This is a genomic window from Brevibacterium linens ATCC 9172 (genome assembly GCF_900169165.1).
In the GTDB taxonomy this organism is placed as follows: domain Bacteria; phylum Actinomycetota; class Actinomycetes; order Actinomycetales; family Brevibacteriaceae; genus Brevibacterium; species Brevibacterium linens.
The window spans coordinates 67,610-82,671 of record NZ_FXYY01000005.1; the positions used below are offsets into that span (position 1 = coordinate 67,610).

A 15,062-nucleotide genomic window follows, 5' to 3' on the forward strand; every position below is an offset into this window, starting at 1 on the left:
TCAGCGTACGGATCTCGGCACGATCGCCATGGCCGCGAAGCCGAACATAGCGACGACGGCGAAGAGGTAGAAGCCCCACGGGTAGGCGATGCCTGCGGTGACGAGGGCACCGGTGATGAAGGGGCCGACGATGGCACCGATCCGCCCGATTCCCGAGGCCATGCCCAGCGCGGTGCCGCGGGCCTGAGGCGGGTAGACGGACGAGACGAAGGCGTAGACGAGCACCTGGGCGGAGAAGACGAAGACTCCGGTGATGAACACGGCGATATTGAGCAGGACCTGGCTGGTCATCGGGATCGACAGTGCGGCGAGGAAGATCGCGGCGAGGACGAACCACATGAGCACGATCTTCTTCGTCCCGTGCCTATCGGCCAACCAGCCGGCCAGGACGAGCCCGACGACGGCGCCGATGTTCATGACGAAGAGCATGACCAGCGAATCAGAGACCTCGTAGCCGGCGTCGGCCATGATCTTCGGCAGCCAGGTGTTGAGTCCGTAGACGAGCAGCAGGCCCATGAAGCTCGCCGCCCACACGCCGATGGTCACCAGCGCGAGCTTGCCTGAGAAGAGTCCGGCCATTCCGGTCTTCGCCTGTGCGTCGACAGTGCCGTCGACAGTGCCGGCCGGATCGGCGGCGTCTGCGTCCTTCGCCTGCGCGGCCGCCGGGTTGCGTTTGAGTTCCTGAGCGATGAGGAACACCTCGGATTCGGGCAGCTTCCAGATCAGAAGGGGAACCATGACGAGGCCCGCGATGCCTCCGACGAGGAAGAGCAGGTGCCAGTTGTGGGAGTAGGCGACGGCGAGCAGGGAGATCGCCACTGCACCGGCGTGGTAGCCGGTCATCGTCAGGGTCGTGGCCTTGCCCGTCTTGCCGGACTTGTTGTACTCGCTGATGTAGGCGAGCGCACTGGGCATCACGGCACCGAGGAAGAGTCCGGCGATGAACCGGTAGGTGGTGAACAGTGCGACGTTCGGGGCGAACGCGACGAGCAGGGTGAAGACGCTGAAGCCGATGACGCAGCCGATGATCGTCCACCGGCGTCCGATCCGGTCGACGACGGGGCCGACGGACACGGCGCCGAGGCCGACGCCGACGAGGCTGAGGGTGGCCACCATCGTGGCCGCCTCGGGGGTGAATCCGAGGGCCTCGGTGGCCAGCAGCTCGGGGATGACTGCGCCGAGGACGACGAGGTCGAAGCCTTCCAAAGCGACGGCCAGCCAGCACAGGACGGCCGGCCAGCGGCCCGCCGAGGCGAAGCCGGTCGTGGAAGCGGATGGGGAGGTTGCGGACATCGATGTCTCCGAGGTGGTGTGGTGTCGGTCAGAACGGGTACGGCGCGATGGACGAGCGCATCGTCACCCATTGGGTTTCGGTGAAGGCTTCGATATTCGCCTCGGCCCCGCCGAATCGTGATCCGTTGCCGGAGTCCTTCGTCCCGCCGAAGGGGACGTTGGCTTCGTCGGAGACGGTCTGTTCGTTGATGTGGATCTTCCCGGTGTCGACGAGGTCGGCGAGTTCCATGGCCATCCCCACATCGCCGAGGATGCCGAGCGAGAGCCCGTATTCACTGTCGTTGACCATTGCGGCCGCCTCCTCCAGGGTGGAGAAGCGGGCGACGGGTGCGACGGGTCCGAAGATCTCCTGGGCCCAGGCCGGGTTCGAGGGGCTCAGGTCGGTGAGCACCGTCGGTGGGATGAAGGCGCCTTCGCCCGGTCCTCCGGCGACGAGCCTCGCACCGTCGGCGGTGGCCTTGTCGAGGATGTCACGGACGTGGGTGCGCTGTTTCTCGTCGATGATCGGTCCGATCGCGACCTCCTCGGTGGCAGGGTTGCCGACCGGCAGGTTGCGAGCGCGTTCGGCCAGCTATTCGACGTACTCGTCATAGATGGAGTCGTGGACAAGGTGGCGGCCGGTGGTCATGCAGATCTGGCCTTGGTGCATCCACGATCCGAAGGCCCCCGCCGAGGTGGCCGGACCGACCTCGGCACCGGGAAGGACGACGAGCGCATTGTTTCCACCGAGTTCGAGGTGGCAGCGCTTGAGGAGGCGACCGGCGGCTTCGCCGACCTTGCGTCCGGCCGCGGTGGATCCGGTGAAGGAGATGACGGAGACCTCGGGTGCGGCGACGACGGCTTCACCGGCGTCGAGGCCGCCGGGCAGGACCTGGAGCAGTCCTTCGGGCAGGCCCGCCTCGGCGAAGACCTTCGCGATCGCCACTCCGGCGCACACGGCGGTGCGCGGGTCCGGCTTGAGCAGGACCGCGTTGCCCAGGGCCAGGGCCGGGGCGACCGAGCGCATGGCGAGGATGAGGGGGAAGTTGAACGGAGCGATGACGGAGACGACTCCGGCGGGCACCCGGCGGGCGAAGGACCAGCGGGGTTCGTTCGAGGTCAGCACCTGGCCCTTGGGGTGGCTGGGCAGCGCGGAGGATTCATAGCAGATGGCTTCAGCGGAGGAGATCTCGAGTGCGGCCTTCGCAGGGATGGAGCCGGCTTCGCGGATGATCCAGCCGGCGAGCTCATCGGCATGTTCGGCCCATAGGGCACCGGCGCGGCGCAGCACTGCGGCCCGTTCGGCCGGGGTGGTCTTCGCCCATTCCTTCTGTGCAGCAACGGCTCGCGTGGCGGCGGTGTGGACGTCGTCGGCGCTGGCGGCACCGAGACGGCCGAGAGTCTCACCGGTGGCCGGTTCGATGACGTCGTAGGTCCCTCCCTAGCCTGCGGTCCAGGTACCGGTGAAGATCTTCTCGCGCCAGTCGGTTCCCAGAAAATCAGTCATTGTCTGTCCTCACTTCTTTGTCGGGGCGGGACTGTGGTGCACCTCTCGTCAGAGTAGTGACCCGCACCACCCGAATCCACAGTGATCCTATTCATTGAGAATTTCAACTGAGAGCCGCTAGAATCCGAGGCATGGCGAACTCTCCTTCCGGCGACTCGATGATCGATCGACTGGTGCGTGTGCTCGCATCCTTCGACCCGGATCATCAGAGCCTGAGCACCGACGAGATCGCCGAGCGTTCCGAACTGCCGAAGTCGACGGCCTACCGGCTCATCGGTGAGATGATGCGTCACGATCTGCTCCAACGCGACCCCAACGGCCGCATCCGGATCGGAGTCGGAATGTGGGAGCTGTCGAACCGCGCCTCCGATGCCGTTGGTCTGGCTTCGGTGGCCAGGCCGCACATGATGGGCGTGCATGAGTTCGTCGGCGAGAACACACAGCTGGGCATCCTGCGCGAACGCGAGGTGCTCATCATCGAGCGCATGTCGGCGCCCAATGCGGTCGTCCACCGCTCGAAGACTGCCGGTCGACTGCCGGCACATGCGTCTTCGTGTGGGCTCGTGCTGCTGGCGTATGCACCCAAACATGTGCGCGAGGCGTATCTGCGCGGACCCCTGTCCGCGATCACGGAGAAGACGACGACGGATCCGGCGGCTCTGCGCACGATGTTCACCTCGATCCGGTCTCACCATTTCGCCGAACTGTCTGGCCATATCGATGAGGGCACGACAGGCATCACGGTTCCCGTCTTCGACGCCGGCGGGGCCGCGATCGCCGGGCTCGGCGTCGTCATCGATTCGGAGCACCGGAAAGGCGTGCCTGCGATCATGCGAGTTCTGCGGACCGCCTCGGCGAGGATCACGCAGGATCTGTGAGTCAGATCAGCACTCCGAGAATCAGGCAGAGCACACCGAGCAGCGGCAGCGTCCCCTGCTTGAGCGCGGAGGCGAGCAGCTCACGGCTTGAGAGTGCGAGCACCAGAGCCGCGGCGACCATCGAACCGGCCCCGACGAAGACGAGGGTGAGTCCGACTTCGGCAGCGCCTGTGCCGAAGACGATGAGGCCGATGAACACGGCGAGGGCGAGGAAGAGGTTGTAGAAGCCTTGGTTGAAGGCCAGGGACTTCGTCGCCTCGGCCTCGGCTTCGGTGGTGCCGAAGGTGGCGCGGGCACGTGGACTCGTCCAGGCGATGGATTCCAGGTAGAAGATGAAGACGTGCAGGGCGGCGGCAAGGCCGGCGAGGACGAGTCCGGCGATCATCATGCGCGGGCCGCGAATCTCGCTCGCCGCTTCTCGGCCTCGATTTCACGGTTCTTCGGCGGCGCATTCGTCACGAGCGCATCAAGGAGGTGCTGAGTGGTGTGCGCGATCTCCTCGACCGCGGCGTCGAAGGCCTCGGCATTGGCCTGCGAGGGTTTCGTCGTGCCGGCGATCTTGCGCACGTACTGCAGGGCGGCGGCGTGGACTTCGTCGGAAGTGGTTGCGGGCTCGAAATTATGGAGTGTTCTGATGTTTCTGCACATGCCAAAACGGTACTCCGCGGCACTGACGCAGAACAGACGTCAGTCCGCGAAAGCAGTATGAACCTCGATCATTCTTGTGGCGATGTCGTCAGCGGTCTCTCCGCTTTTCAGGCTGATCAATGCTGGTTCCGGGGTGGCGATCACCCATTGCGCGACGTTGTTGTGTCTCGCCCACCCAAGCATGACGCTGCGGTCGCGTGGCAGCTTGATCTGGACGCCGACAGTCGGTTCGTCGACCTGAACAACCTGATCACTGAGATCAGGACGCTGTTTTTCAAGAGCGTTAGCGACGGAGTTGGCGAACAGTTTGTGCTTGAATGCGGACATCATGTCACTGGTTGGCGTGTTCATGGTCGACACACTAAGTTGCCGCACTCACATGGATGCCTTGCCAACCAGATTCCGGCCATGTCCATCTCGTTGGATATGCTCAGGACTGTGATTACAGGAGACGTGAAGAGCAAGGTAGACAAGGTCTGGGATACGTTCTGGACCGGGGGAATTTCGAACCCGCTAGAGGTGATCGAACAGATCACCTACTTGCTGTTCCTTCGTCGGCTCGACGAGCTTGAAACCCAGGGCGAGAGCCGGGCCGAGTTCACGGGGCAACCGTTTGAGAGCCGGACGTTTGGGCCTAGCCAGCAGGATTTCCGCTGGCGCGAGCTGAAGAACCTCGATCCCGAAGTGATGTTCGAGGTCGTCGCCGATGGAGTCTTTCCCTTCCTGCGCGAGCTCGGTGGTGAGGAGTCAACATATGGCGAGCACATGAAGAATGCTCGATTCACGATTCCCAGCCCGCATCTTCTCTCCAACGTCGTCGATCTGCTCAGCGACATTCCGATGGACAAGCGCGACACCAACGGCGATCTGTATGAGTACCTGCTCTCTCAGCTGGCCAGCTCGGGAACGAACGGGCAGTTTCGCACACCGCGGCACATCATCGAACTCATGGTGAAGATGACGTCGCCTCGGCCCGATGATGAGATCTGCGACCCTGCCTGCGGTACCGCCGGGTTCCTCGTCGCTGCGTCCGAGCATCTGCGGGAAGCACATCCTGAAGTTTTTACGAACAAAGAACAGCGTCAGTTCTTCCATAACAGCATGTTCCACGGTTATGACTTCGATTCGACGATGCTCCGCATCGGAAGCATGAACATGCTCCTCCACGGAGTCGAGCATCCTGACATTCGGTACCGTGATTCGCTGTCGGAAAGCGTCAGCTCAGAAGCGGAGAAGTACACGCTGATTCTCGCGAACCCGCCTTTTGCCGGGTCGCTGGACTACGAAGCGACCGCCAAGGACCTACAGAAGGTCGTCAAGACGAAGAAAACCGAGCTCCTCTTCATCGCGCTCTTCCTCAAACTCCTTAAGCCGGGCGGCCGAGCAGCGGTCATCGTGCCCGATGGCGTGCTGTTCGGTTCGTCGAAGGCGCATAAAGAGCTGCGGCGGATGCTCGTTGAGGATCAGAAACTCGACGGTGTCGTTAAGCTCCCCAGCGGCGTCTTCAAGCCCTACGCTGGAGTGTCGACCGCGATCCTGTTCTTCACCAAGACGAATTCAGGTGGCACCGAGGATGTCTGGTTCTATGACGTCCAGGCTGACGGGTTCAGCCTTGATGACAAACGGAACCCGATTGAAGCCAATGACCTGCCGGAGGTGCTTGAACGCTGGGCTGAGCGGTCGGGTGCAGAAAAGGACCGGTCGCGGACTGAGAAGTCATTCATCGTACCCAAAGCGGAGATCTCCGAGCAAGGCTATGACCTCTCGATCAACCGCTATAAGGAGATCGAGTACGAAGAGGTCGAGCATCGCGCCCCGCTCGACATCATCGCCGACATCGAAGAACTCGACGCCGAGATCGCCCAGGACCTCGCCGACCTCAAGGCGATGCTGTCATGAGCACGGTTCCGCTGGGTGAGATCTGCAATGTTCAAATCGGTAGGACACCTCCTCGCTCGGACCCTCGATACTGGGGCGGGTCGAATCCTTGGGCATCAATTTCGGACCTCAATCAAGGCCTACTCATAACAAGAACCAAGGAAGGCATCACCGAAGAGGGCGCGCATGCAGGAAAACTCGTCCAGCCTGGAACGGTTCTAATCAGTTTCAAACTGTCAATCGGAAAAGTCTCAATTGCAGGAATACCGCTGTACACGAATGAAGCAATTGCAGCGTTACCGATCAAATACCCCTCCACTCTTGACGCCCGTTACCTCCTCAGATACTTGGAGAGCCTCAGCCTAGAGGAAGGTGCCAACCGTGCAGCTATGGGCCGAACTTTGAACAAGAAGACGCTGTCGGAGCTTCCGGTCCCACTCCCACCCCTCGACGAACAACGCCGCATCGCCGCAATCCTCGACAAAGCCGACGCCATCCGCCAAAAGCGCCGCCAAGCAATTGCTCACCTGGACACCCTCACCCAGTCAATCTTCCGTGATCGATTCCTACAAGATCGTCAGTGGGAATCAGCACCGTTGGGCTCGATCAGCGAGATTTCTTCCGGGATCACCAAAGGGCGTAAGACGTCCTCCGCCCTCACCCAATCTGCACCTTACTTGGCAGTGGCCAATGTCCAAGATGGAAAGCTCGACCTAACGAATCTCAAGTCGATTGAAGTTTCCGATGAAGAACTTGAGAAGTACAAGCTACAAGGCGACGATTTAGTACTAACTGAAGGCGGCGACCCGGATAAGCTCGGACGTGGCACTATATGGAGAGATGAGCTTCCTGTTTGCCTCCACCAGAATCATATTTTCCGCATCCGACTACCAAAAGACTCCAACCTCGAGGTCGAATTCCTTTCAGCATACATCGCATCTTGGCCCGCAAAAGCATACTTCTTGCGATCGGCTAAACAAACAACTGGAATAGCATCCATTAACAAAACTCAGTTGAGCAAAGTTCCGATACCGCTCCCCCCTATAATCTTCCAACGCGAATTCACAAAACTGAGCCAACAAGTTCGCATCCAAATTGCGGAGCACGAACGGGCATTGGAGTTAGCCGATCAATCGTTTTCGTCGCTCCAGTCCCGAGCATTCCGAGGTGAACTATGACAAAGCCGATGCCCACCTGGGACGAGTTCATGGTGTCCGTTCTCCGTGTCTTCTCGGATGGTGAAGTCCGAACTCGACGCGAGACACATCCTTTAGTAGCCAAGGACGCCGGCTTGTCAGCAGAACAGACATCAGAGCTTCTTGGATCTGGACAGCCGAAATATATGAACCGAATCGGATGGGGTATGTCATTCCTCGCGAGGACAAACGCCCTGTCCAGACCATCACGAGGTTCATACGTCATCACTAATGGGGGCCGAGCACTCCTCAAAACATTCCCGAACGGCTTCTCCGAAAAGGAAGCCGAAAACTTTATTGATTCTGCTAAGGGCCATCATTCGGGTCTAGTTCCCTATACCCCATCAGTCAGAGCCTCGGACACGACGCCTACAGAAGACACGCCTGGTGAGACCGACACCGAACTCGACCCGAACGAGCAGATCCAGGCTGGCCTCAAACGCATCCACACTGCTGTCGCTGACGAGCTGCTGATCCGGCTCCACCAGAACGAACCCAACTTCTTCGAACAGACCGTCGTCGACCTCGTTGTCGCCATGGGTTATGCAGGCGCGGACGGAGTTGCCGCTAGAACTCAGCTGACGAATGATGGCGGAATCGACGGAGTCGTCGATCAAGACGCACTCGGACTCAATCGGGTCTACATTCAAGCCAAGCGCTACAGCCTCGATTCCTCTGTGTCTCGTCCCGATATTCAGGCCTTCGTCGGTGCACTGCATGGCGTCCAAGCCGATCGAGGCCTGTTCATCACAACAGCGAAATTCAGCTCAGGCGCGAAGTCCTATGCGAATTCAGTCAGCACAAGAGTCATCCTCATCGATGGTCCGCGTCTTGCCGACCTGATGATTCGATTTGGAGTCGGCGTACAAATCCAGCAGACGATCAACGTCGTCAAACTCGATGAGGACTACTTCGAATAGCACCGAGCATGTTCAGGGTGAGGAACAATTTCAGATGCGCTCTTCCCACAACGCAGCGATGAGTTCGGTGCCCTGAGCATCACTGAGTTCGACTGCCTCATCGTGGTCCCACTGTCGAAGATCTTTCCCGGTCTGCGCCTGGATCTCACCCAAGGCGAAGTCAATGTCCGAGACTGCGTTCTCCTCATGTCTACGGTTGTATCGAAGCAGGTACATAGTGCTCGAGTTCTTTCCTGGGACCTGGCGGGAGGCGACCACCTTTGCAGGTTCCCAAACCCGGACCAGCTGTCCTTCGTCATTCATGTTTACGAGGACAAACACGTCGCCAGCTTCTGCCCGCGCATCCGATCCAACCAGGTAGGTGTCGAGCTCGAACCTCGTCTTGAACGGGCGAGCCTCCTTGGAGCTGCGAATCGACCTAGCCACGGAATCTTCCTCTGCGGAGTATTCTTCCTGCCACTCAACCGCCAACCAATAACGGCCTCCTGGTTCAGGAAGGAACACGTCCTCGCGTGCTGGCGGAGTAGTGACTCCGACAATCTCAGGCGGCCGGTAGTGATCATCTGGCATCCACGTGGCAGCTGTCGTCAGGTACTCGTCATTGATCTCGGTCCCGGCCTCAATCGCTTGCCTGACCAGGCTACGGGCGTCGCTGATGAACGCCCGGTCATTTGAGACCACCACAGCCTCCAACGACAGACTTGAACTGCGCGAGGCATTCGCTGAGCCGACTGCGGCCGAGTTTCTCACTGCCAGAATCTTGGCGTGCAATGAGGCGCAGCTGAAAAGCTGAACTCCCCGATCCGCGAACTCTCTCAAGGCCAGGGGATTCGTTACCCCGTTTCTAATAGCGCCTTCACTTGCATTGCACACGAGGACATCTCCGTATTCCAGAGCAAGCATGTCCGGAGCATCTGCACCGATGAAGGCGAACGCCGCATAACGCGGCCCCTGGAGTTTCGAGACTCGCGTCAGCTCGTCCCATGGATGGAGTCCGTGCACCTTTGTACCCATGGCCACATTCAACCACTGTGAACAACTACTGGTGCCGAATCAGGCGAAGTTCTTTCTTCCCGCAACCTGAAATCGCTGTACACGATTTCCGCATCCAACACCGCCAAAGGCGGTTTCACCTGGCAGTATAGGTTGTGAGCACAGGTAAATTCTCGCGGCAGTGACGCGCAGGAGGAGAGATGTCGAACTTCGGGTTCATCAGGACCGAGTGGCCCTCGGTGTTCTCTGATTGTGCCCGAGCCGAATCGTACGTCTTCTCCGATCCACGCACTGCCTGCATTTATGCTCGCCGCAGCATCGAACAGCTCGTCACACACCTCTACACCGTTCTCGACATCCCCACCCCGTACCGAGATGACCTCAGCGCACGCATCAACGACTCCGAGTTCAAATCCGTCGCGGGCCATGTCATCCACCAGAAGCTCAACCTCATTCGCAACCTCGGCAACACCGCAGTTCACAAAGACACCCCTGTCGACGCAAACGCCTCCATCAAAGCTCTCAACGAGCTCTACCTCATCGTCATCTGGGCGGCATTCAACCACTCACGCATTCCCGATGACGTCCCCGCGGGAACGCAGTTCGATCCCGAACTCGCCCGACGTTCGGCACCGCTGAGCCCGAAGGAACTGACCACTCTCGTCGAGAAGTTCCGCACCCAAGATGCTGAACTCGCACAGGCGAAGAGCGACCTCAAACGCGTCACGTCCGAAAAGGACGCAGAGATCGCCGAGCTCCAACGCCAAATCGCCGAGGCACAGGCGGCCAAAGACAGCTCCCTGGACAGCCAGGACTGGAACGAAGACCGCACCAGAACAGATCTCATCGATGCCGACCTCAAGGCTGCTGGTTGGGACCTCGACGAGCCCAACGTCCGGGAATACCGGATCACTGGACTTCCCACAACGTCAGGTGCCGGTTTTGCCGACTATGTCCTGTGGGGCACGAACGGCAAGCCGCTTGCCGTGGTCGAGGCAAAGCGCACCTCGGCGAGTGTCGAGGCCGGACGGCGCCAAGCCGAGATGTACGCAGACGGACTCGAAGAGCTCTTTGCCCAACGCCCAGTGATCTTCTACTCCAACGGCGACGAACACCACTTGTGGGACGACTTCGGCAACTACCCGCCGCGGGTCGTCGGCGGCTTCTACACTCGGGACGAGCTCGAACTGCTCATCCAACGCCGAACCACCAGACTGGCTCTCACCGGCCGACCGATCAACCCCGACATTGCCGGCCGCAGCTACCAGAAGAGCGTCATCGCCGCTGTCGACGAAGCCTTCGGCGCGAAACAACGCGAGGCCCTTCTCGTCATGGCCACCGGCTCGGGCAAAACGCGTACAGCCGTTGCTCTCGTCGATCAGCTGATGAAAGCCAACTGGGTCAAACGTGTCCTCTTCCTCGCCGACCGACGAACCCTCGTGAAGCAGGCGACCGACGCGTTCAAGGCTCACCTGCCACACGTCACCACCGTCAATCTGCTCGACGCAGCCGAACGGGAGGCCGCCTCGGGGCGGGTCTTCACCTCGACCTATCCGACGATGATGGGGCTGATCGATCAAGGTGATGACACCGTGTTCGGCCCCGGCTACTTCGACCTCGTCATCATCGACGAGGCCCACCGCTCGGTGTACCGGAAATATCACGCGATCTTCGACTGGTTCGACAGCCTACTGCTTGGGCTCACCGCCACACCGAAGGATGAGATCGACCGCAATACCTTCGAACTCTTCCACATCGAAAACGGCGTCCCTACCGCCGCCTACACACTCGACGAAGCTATCGCCGACGGATATCTCACTCCCCCGAAGGAATTCAACCTCGGGACCCGGTTCCTCGACGAAGGCATCCGCTACGACGATCTTGATGATGAGGAACGGGAGGAATGGGACTCTCTCGAGTGGGAAGCGGGCGAGATCCCCGACGATATCCATGCCTCCGCTTTGAACTCGTATCTGTTCAATGAGAACACCGTCGACCTTGTTCTCGAACGGCTGATGTCCGACGGGCTCAAAGTCGAAAGCGGTGACAAGCTCGGCAAGACGATCATCTTCGCGCAGAACCAGCGTCACGCGGAGTTCATCCAGAAGCGATTCGACCACCACTACCCCGCCTACGCTGGGCGATTTGCCCGCGTCGTCACCCACCAGACCGACAGCGCACAGCACCTCATCGAATCGTTCAAAGATCCCGCGGCTATGCCGCAGATCGCGATCTCCGTGGACATGCTCGACACCGGTGTCGACATCCCCGACGTGCTCAACCTCGTCCTGTTCAAAAAGGTACGTTCGAAGAGCAAGTTCTGGCAGATGATCGGCCGCGGAACCCGCCTGGCACCTGACGTATTCGGTCCCGGTCACGACAAAGCCGAGTTCTTCGTCTTCGACTTCTGCGGGAACTTCGAATACTTCAGCGAACATTTCGACGCCCCGGAAGCCCGACAAGCCCGTCCGCTCAGCCACCGCCTCGTAGACGATCGTGCACAGCTGCTGAGCGCTGCTCGCGGGCATGATGATGTTCGCACCGCAGTGGCTGAAGAGCTCGCCCGATTCTCCGCAGGAATCCCACGGGACAACTTCGCAGTCCGCCAACATCGCCGATGGGTCGACGATTTCTCCACGCCTTCGGCCTGGGCGGACGCGGACGATGCAGACATCGCCGAAGCGGCCGGCCACCTCGGCGGTCTCCCATCGTCCGATATCGACGCTTCGGAAGAAGCCAAACGCTTCGACCTGCTTATCTTGCACTCACAGTTGGCAGCGCTCGAAGGCAAGTTCGACACCCAGGCGAGCAAGACTGTACAGATGATCGCCGAAGTGCTGCTGACCAAGCAGTCGATCCCGATGGTCGCCGCTGAGGCAGAACTGCTCACAGGAGTCGCTGGCGAAGAATGGTGGCAGGACGTCACCCTCGGCATGTTGGAAAACGCTCGTGTCAGGCTGCGCGGGCTCGCGAAATTCGCGAAGGGCCGACGACAGAACCCGATCTACTCGAACTTCGTCGACGAGCTGAGAGAGTCCGAACCGACCGCTCTTGCCTACCAGACCACCGGCGTCGACCTCGAACGATTCACGGAGAAGGCGCGAGCGCACCTCAACGCTCACCTTGATCACCTGGCAGTGCGCAAGCTCGTCCGCAACCACCAACTCACCGATACCGATCTCGACGATCTCAAAGGGATCCTGATTGCCGGAGGAATCGGAGACGACGAGACGATCGAGAAGGCCGCCGAGAAGGCACACGGATTGGGGCTATTCCTCCGTTCTCTCGTCGGACTCGATCGGCAGGCGGCTCTCGAACTGTTCAGCGAATACCTCGACGAGTCTCGTTTCTCTTCGATCCAGATCGAGTTCGTCCGCCAGATCATCGACGAACTCTCCCGCAATGGCATCGTCGAACGCGGTCGCCTGTTCGAGGAGCCGTACACCGATATCTACTCCGGCGATGTCTTCGAGCTCTTCCCCAACGGTGATCTTGCAACGATCGGAGCTCGACTCGACGAGGTCAGGCATCGTGCACAACCGATCGAGGCCAAACCCACAGCTTAGGATCATTTGTCACCGTCACAGGAGGCACACAATGGAGTGTAATTGGAACACCGACTCAGGGTCGTACTGGTCAAACCGGTGTGGTGCCCGTGAGCCGACACGGACGCGCCAAGTCCTCAGACCAGCAGGGCCGACCCTGGTAACTCTGCATTCCCTGAGGTAACGGAACGAATCCCTTATCCCACATTGCCAGCCAACTCCAATATCCCACCCGGCCAAATAGGCTGTCCCAGAGTTGCCCAGTCGTACTTGTTGATCCGAAACCCATCACATTTGGATAGAATCACCCAGCTGGTTGGTGCTCACCTTCCTGCACGCCTAGTGTGATACTTGTGAGTTGGAAAGAGCTTGACGACGGCACCGAGGTACTTAACGAGCCAGACGAATTGGTCTTGACTCTGTACTTGGCTATCGAGCAATCACTGCACATGCCGAAGAAGCTCCTCGACGTACAGGTTCTAAACCCTGAACTAGCAGAATTATTAACGTCTGCCCACCCTAGAATTCTGAAGGACCCTGCAACTGGTGAGCAACGGCGCCCATTGAACGAACTCGGGTTAATTAGAGCCGAAGTTGAATACCGAGAGACTACTATACCGGTGAGTCAGTCCGCGACGGCCAGACTCGCCGCTGAAGAATTTGGTTCTGACATCAGGCATGCACCGAATCTCGGTCGGCTACACGAGAAGGAAAGCCTTGAAGCCTCCGTCTTCGTCGTGTCAATTCACTTGAACACCTTGGTCATGCTACGGCCAGAGCTCCGCAATAGTTTTGTCTATTACAACTATCTACGCACGGCCGAACTTGTTTCTGAACGTGTTCTAGAAGCCTCACTCGAGGAAGCGATTCAGATCGTTTCGAGATGGTCGCAAGCCTCATACAAACTGGCGAGAAATACAGTTCATCTGTTCGGGTCTAAGATTCTTGATCCTCAGATCCCTTATGTTCTTCAACCAGGTGACAGCGATAACATTCTCCGTGCAGGATTCGTCAAAAACCGTTCGCGTACCGCTGCTATTCAGTCAGAAAGACTAGCACGTACGCTAAATACACTCGATGATTTCGATGTGGCAGATCGGGATGGGCCGCTAGATGAGTTTCTCATGACAATGCAAGAGGCAACGTCAGCGTTCAACCGGGGGCTGAATCGATCAGCAGTTGTGATGACCGCAACCGCGGCAGAATCGCTATTCAACACGCTGTTGCAACTGCTGCATTGGGAAAAGTGTATGTTGCCTGACGACATTGCCGAGCAGTGGGACGAATTGGCTGGCATTCAAGCGCGGGTGAAGTCCGAGTTCTCGTCGTTCTTGGGAGGCAACTGGGACTTATCGCAGCCCGGCCCTTTACACGACTGGGCTCAGCGTGTCGCAAACCTGCGAAACGATGTGGTTCACGGTGGTCTTATACCCTCAGACCCTGAGGTACAGGCCGCTTTCGAAACGACCTATGGGCTGGTGACGGAACTCGTTGATCGTCTAACCAATCAACGTAACTTGAATCGATTTACCAGGACTGCGGTCTTACTGGCGGGGAATCAGGGTTTGGAGAAGAGAAACCGCTGGACTCGACGTGTCCGGAACCTCCAAGAAATGGTAAGCGAGCCTGATTGGCACGCTTGCTCTCAAAATTGGATCGCGCAGCATCTCAACTGCTTAAGAGCCAAGCAAACTGGATGGAAGGAAAAACCCCTTAATTGCGAGATAATTCTCGTGATCCGCTCTGCGGATGGATTCATCGCTGCCCTGGAGCACGCTCCAGACGAAGGCTGGGCCAGATCTGTTCTGAACCCAGAGACATTAGTCGCGGAGTTGCCGACCAGCATTGCGCGCGTAATACTGGATGCCAAATCGCCTGACTCCGCGGCATACATCACATTACAAATTGAGCGAACCCGCAGTGTGCAAGGCATCCTTTTCGGGGAAAGGCTTCCCGCTTACCGTCTAGTTCCTAATCTCCGGATCATGGTCGGACCGCCTCGAAACCCGGAGCTTGAATTTAAGAAAGTTCCGACGATTACCGACCATTGGCGAGATTGTCAGTCCCGAGCCCAGTTGTGACCAGTGGCATCCCTTCGAGGACGGCCGGAGATAACAGCGATCTCCGACTCTCACCAAAACTCGGCGCTCTCCTCCTATTGGATCCCGCCGGACCGTTAACCGAACCGAATCTCAATTTAACAACAAGCACTGGTTGGATGCCAA

The 15,062-nt window shown here is 59.1% G+C and carries 11 protein-coding genes and 1 pseudogene; 6 read left to right on the top strand and 6 right to left on the bottom strand.

What is annotated here, in order from left to right:
* Entirely contained in the window at positions 1-1,293 is a 1,293-nt protein-coding gene (locus BLIN9172_RS06045; RefSeq protein WP_101554249.1) for an MFS transporter, read from the bottom strand.
* A gap of 28 nt (positions 1,294-1,321) precedes the next feature.
* Positions 1,322-2,695 (bottom strand): annotated as a pseudogene (locus BLIN9172_RS06050) (benzaldehyde dehydrogenase).
* A 215-nt stretch (positions 2,696-2,910) separates the two neighbouring features.
* Here BLIN9172_RS06050 and BLIN9172_RS06055 point away from each other — a divergent pair.
* Complete coding sequence (locus BLIN9172_RS06055) at positions 2,911-3,657, top strand: IclR family transcriptional regulator (RefSeq protein WP_101554250.1); 747 nt, start codon at positions 2,911-2,913, stop codon at positions 3,655-3,657.
* A 1-nt stretch (position 3,658) separates the two neighbouring features.
* On the opposite strand, the gene BLIN9172_RS06060 is transcribed toward BLIN9172_RS06055, so the two are convergent.
* From BLIN9172_RS06060 to BLIN9172_RS06070, 3 genes are read right to left on the bottom strand one after another with little or no spacing between them, the layout of a single operon-like run.
* Complete coding sequence (locus BLIN9172_RS06060) at positions 3,659-4,045, bottom strand: DUF1304 domain-containing protein (RefSeq protein WP_101554251.1); 387 nt, start codon at positions 4,043-4,045, stop codon at positions 3,659-3,661.
* Positions 4,042-4,305, bottom strand: coding sequence for a DUF2277 domain-containing protein (locus BLIN9172_RS06065; RefSeq protein WP_101554252.1), 264 nt, complete (start codon positions 4,303-4,305; stop codon positions 4,042-4,044). The genes BLIN9172_RS06060 and BLIN9172_RS06065 overlap by 4 nt, the downstream gene beginning before the upstream one ends.
* Positions 4,306-4,344: 39 nt before the next feature.
* Positions 4,345-4,656 carry a hypothetical protein gene (locus tag BLIN9172_RS06070; protein ID WP_145997927.1) on the bottom strand — a complete coding sequence of 104 codons (312 nt, stop codon included), beginning with the start codon at positions 4,654-4,656 and terminating at the stop codon, positions 4,345-4,347.
* 87 nt (positions 4,657-4,743) lie between these two features.
* On the opposite strand from BLIN9172_RS06070, the gene BLIN9172_RS06075 reads away from it, so the two are divergent.
* From BLIN9172_RS06075 to BLIN9172_RS06085, 3 genes are read left to right on the top strand one after another with little or no spacing between them, the layout of a single operon-like run.
* Complete coding sequence (locus BLIN9172_RS06075; RefSeq protein ID WP_170286879.1) at positions 4,744-6,204, top strand: type I restriction-modification system subunit M; 1,461 nt, start codon at positions 4,744-4,746, stop codon at positions 6,202-6,204.
* The gene (locus BLIN9172_RS06080) at positions 6,201-7,361 is read left to right on the top strand and encodes a restriction endonuclease subunit S (RefSeq protein WP_101554254.1); all 1,161 of its coding nucleotides are present in this window, start codon (positions 6,201-6,203) and stop codon (positions 7,359-7,361) included. The genes BLIN9172_RS06075 and BLIN9172_RS06080 overlap by 4 nt, the downstream gene beginning before the upstream one ends.
* A complete protein-coding gene (locus BLIN9172_RS06085) occupies positions 7,358-8,299 on the top strand; it encodes a restriction endonuclease (protein WP_101554255.1) in 942 nt (313 codons plus the stop codon). The genes BLIN9172_RS06080 and BLIN9172_RS06085 overlap by 4 nt, the downstream gene beginning before the upstream one ends.
* 30 nt (positions 8,300-8,329) lie before the next feature.
* Here the strand turns inward: BLIN9172_RS06085 and BLIN9172_RS06090 are convergent, their stop codons facing one another.
* Complete coding sequence (locus BLIN9172_RS06090; RefSeq protein ID WP_101554256.1) at positions 8,330-9,313, bottom strand: phospholipase D-like domain-containing protein; 984 nt, start codon at positions 9,311-9,313, stop codon at positions 8,330-8,332.
* A gap of 179 nt (positions 9,314-9,492) precedes the next feature.
* On the opposite strand from BLIN9172_RS06090, the gene BLIN9172_RS06095 reads away from it, so the two are divergent.
* Together BLIN9172_RS06095 and BLIN9172_RS17885 are read left to right on the top strand one after the other, a co-directional pair.
* Positions 9,493-12,858: a DEAD/DEAH box helicase family protein gene (locus tag BLIN9172_RS06095; RefSeq protein ID WP_101554257.1), complete on the top strand. Its 3,366-nt coding sequence runs from the start codon at positions 9,493-9,495 to the stop codon at positions 12,856-12,858.
* Positions 12,859-13,190: 332 nt separating this feature from the next.
* Complete coding sequence (locus BLIN9172_RS17885; RefSeq protein WP_145997928.1) at positions 13,191-14,918, top strand: hypothetical protein; 1,728 nt, start codon at positions 13,191-13,193, stop codon at positions 14,916-14,918.
* The last annotated feature ends 144 nt before the right edge of the window (positions 14,919-15,062 follow it).

What these genes read in the sequence shown, in the direction of transcription:
- BLIN9172_RS06085 (WP_101554255.1), top strand. Translation starts at nt 7,358, where the DNA reads ATGACAAAGCCGATGCCCACCTGGGACGAGTTCATGGTGTCCGTTCTC.
- BLIN9172_RS06095 (WP_101554257.1), top strand. Translation starts at nt 9,493, where the DNA reads ATGTCGAACTTCGGGTTCATCAGGACCGAGTGGCCCTCGGTGTTCTCT.
- BLIN9172_RS06065 (WP_101554252.1), bottom strand. Translation starts at nt 4,305, where the DNA reads ATGTGCAGAAACATCAGAACACTCCATAATTTCGAGCCCGCAACCACT.
- BLIN9172_RS06045 (WP_101554249.1), bottom strand. Translation starts at nt 1,293, where the DNA reads ATGTCCGCAACCTCCCCATCCGCTTCCACGACCGGCTTCGCCTCGGCG.
- BLIN9172_RS06055 (WP_101554250.1), top strand. Translation starts at nt 2,911, where the DNA reads ATGGCGAACTCTCCTTCCGGCGACTCGATGATCGATCGACTGGTGCGT.
- BLIN9172_RS06090 (WP_101554256.1), bottom strand. Translation starts at nt 9,313, where the DNA reads ATGGGTACAAAGGTGCACGGACTCCATCCATGGGACGAGCTGACGCGA.
- BLIN9172_RS06070 (WP_145997927.1), bottom strand. Translation starts at nt 4,656, where the DNA reads ATGAACACGCCAACCAGTGACATGATGTCCGCATTCAAGCACAAACTG.
- BLIN9172_RS06060 (WP_101554251.1), bottom strand. Translation starts at nt 4,045, where the DNA reads ATGATGATCGCCGGACTCGTCCTCGCCGGCCTTGCCGCCGCCCTGCAC.
- BLIN9172_RS06080 (WP_101554254.1), top strand. Translation starts at nt 6,201, where the DNA reads ATGAGCACGGTTCCGCTGGGTGAGATCTGCAATGTTCAAATCGGTAGG.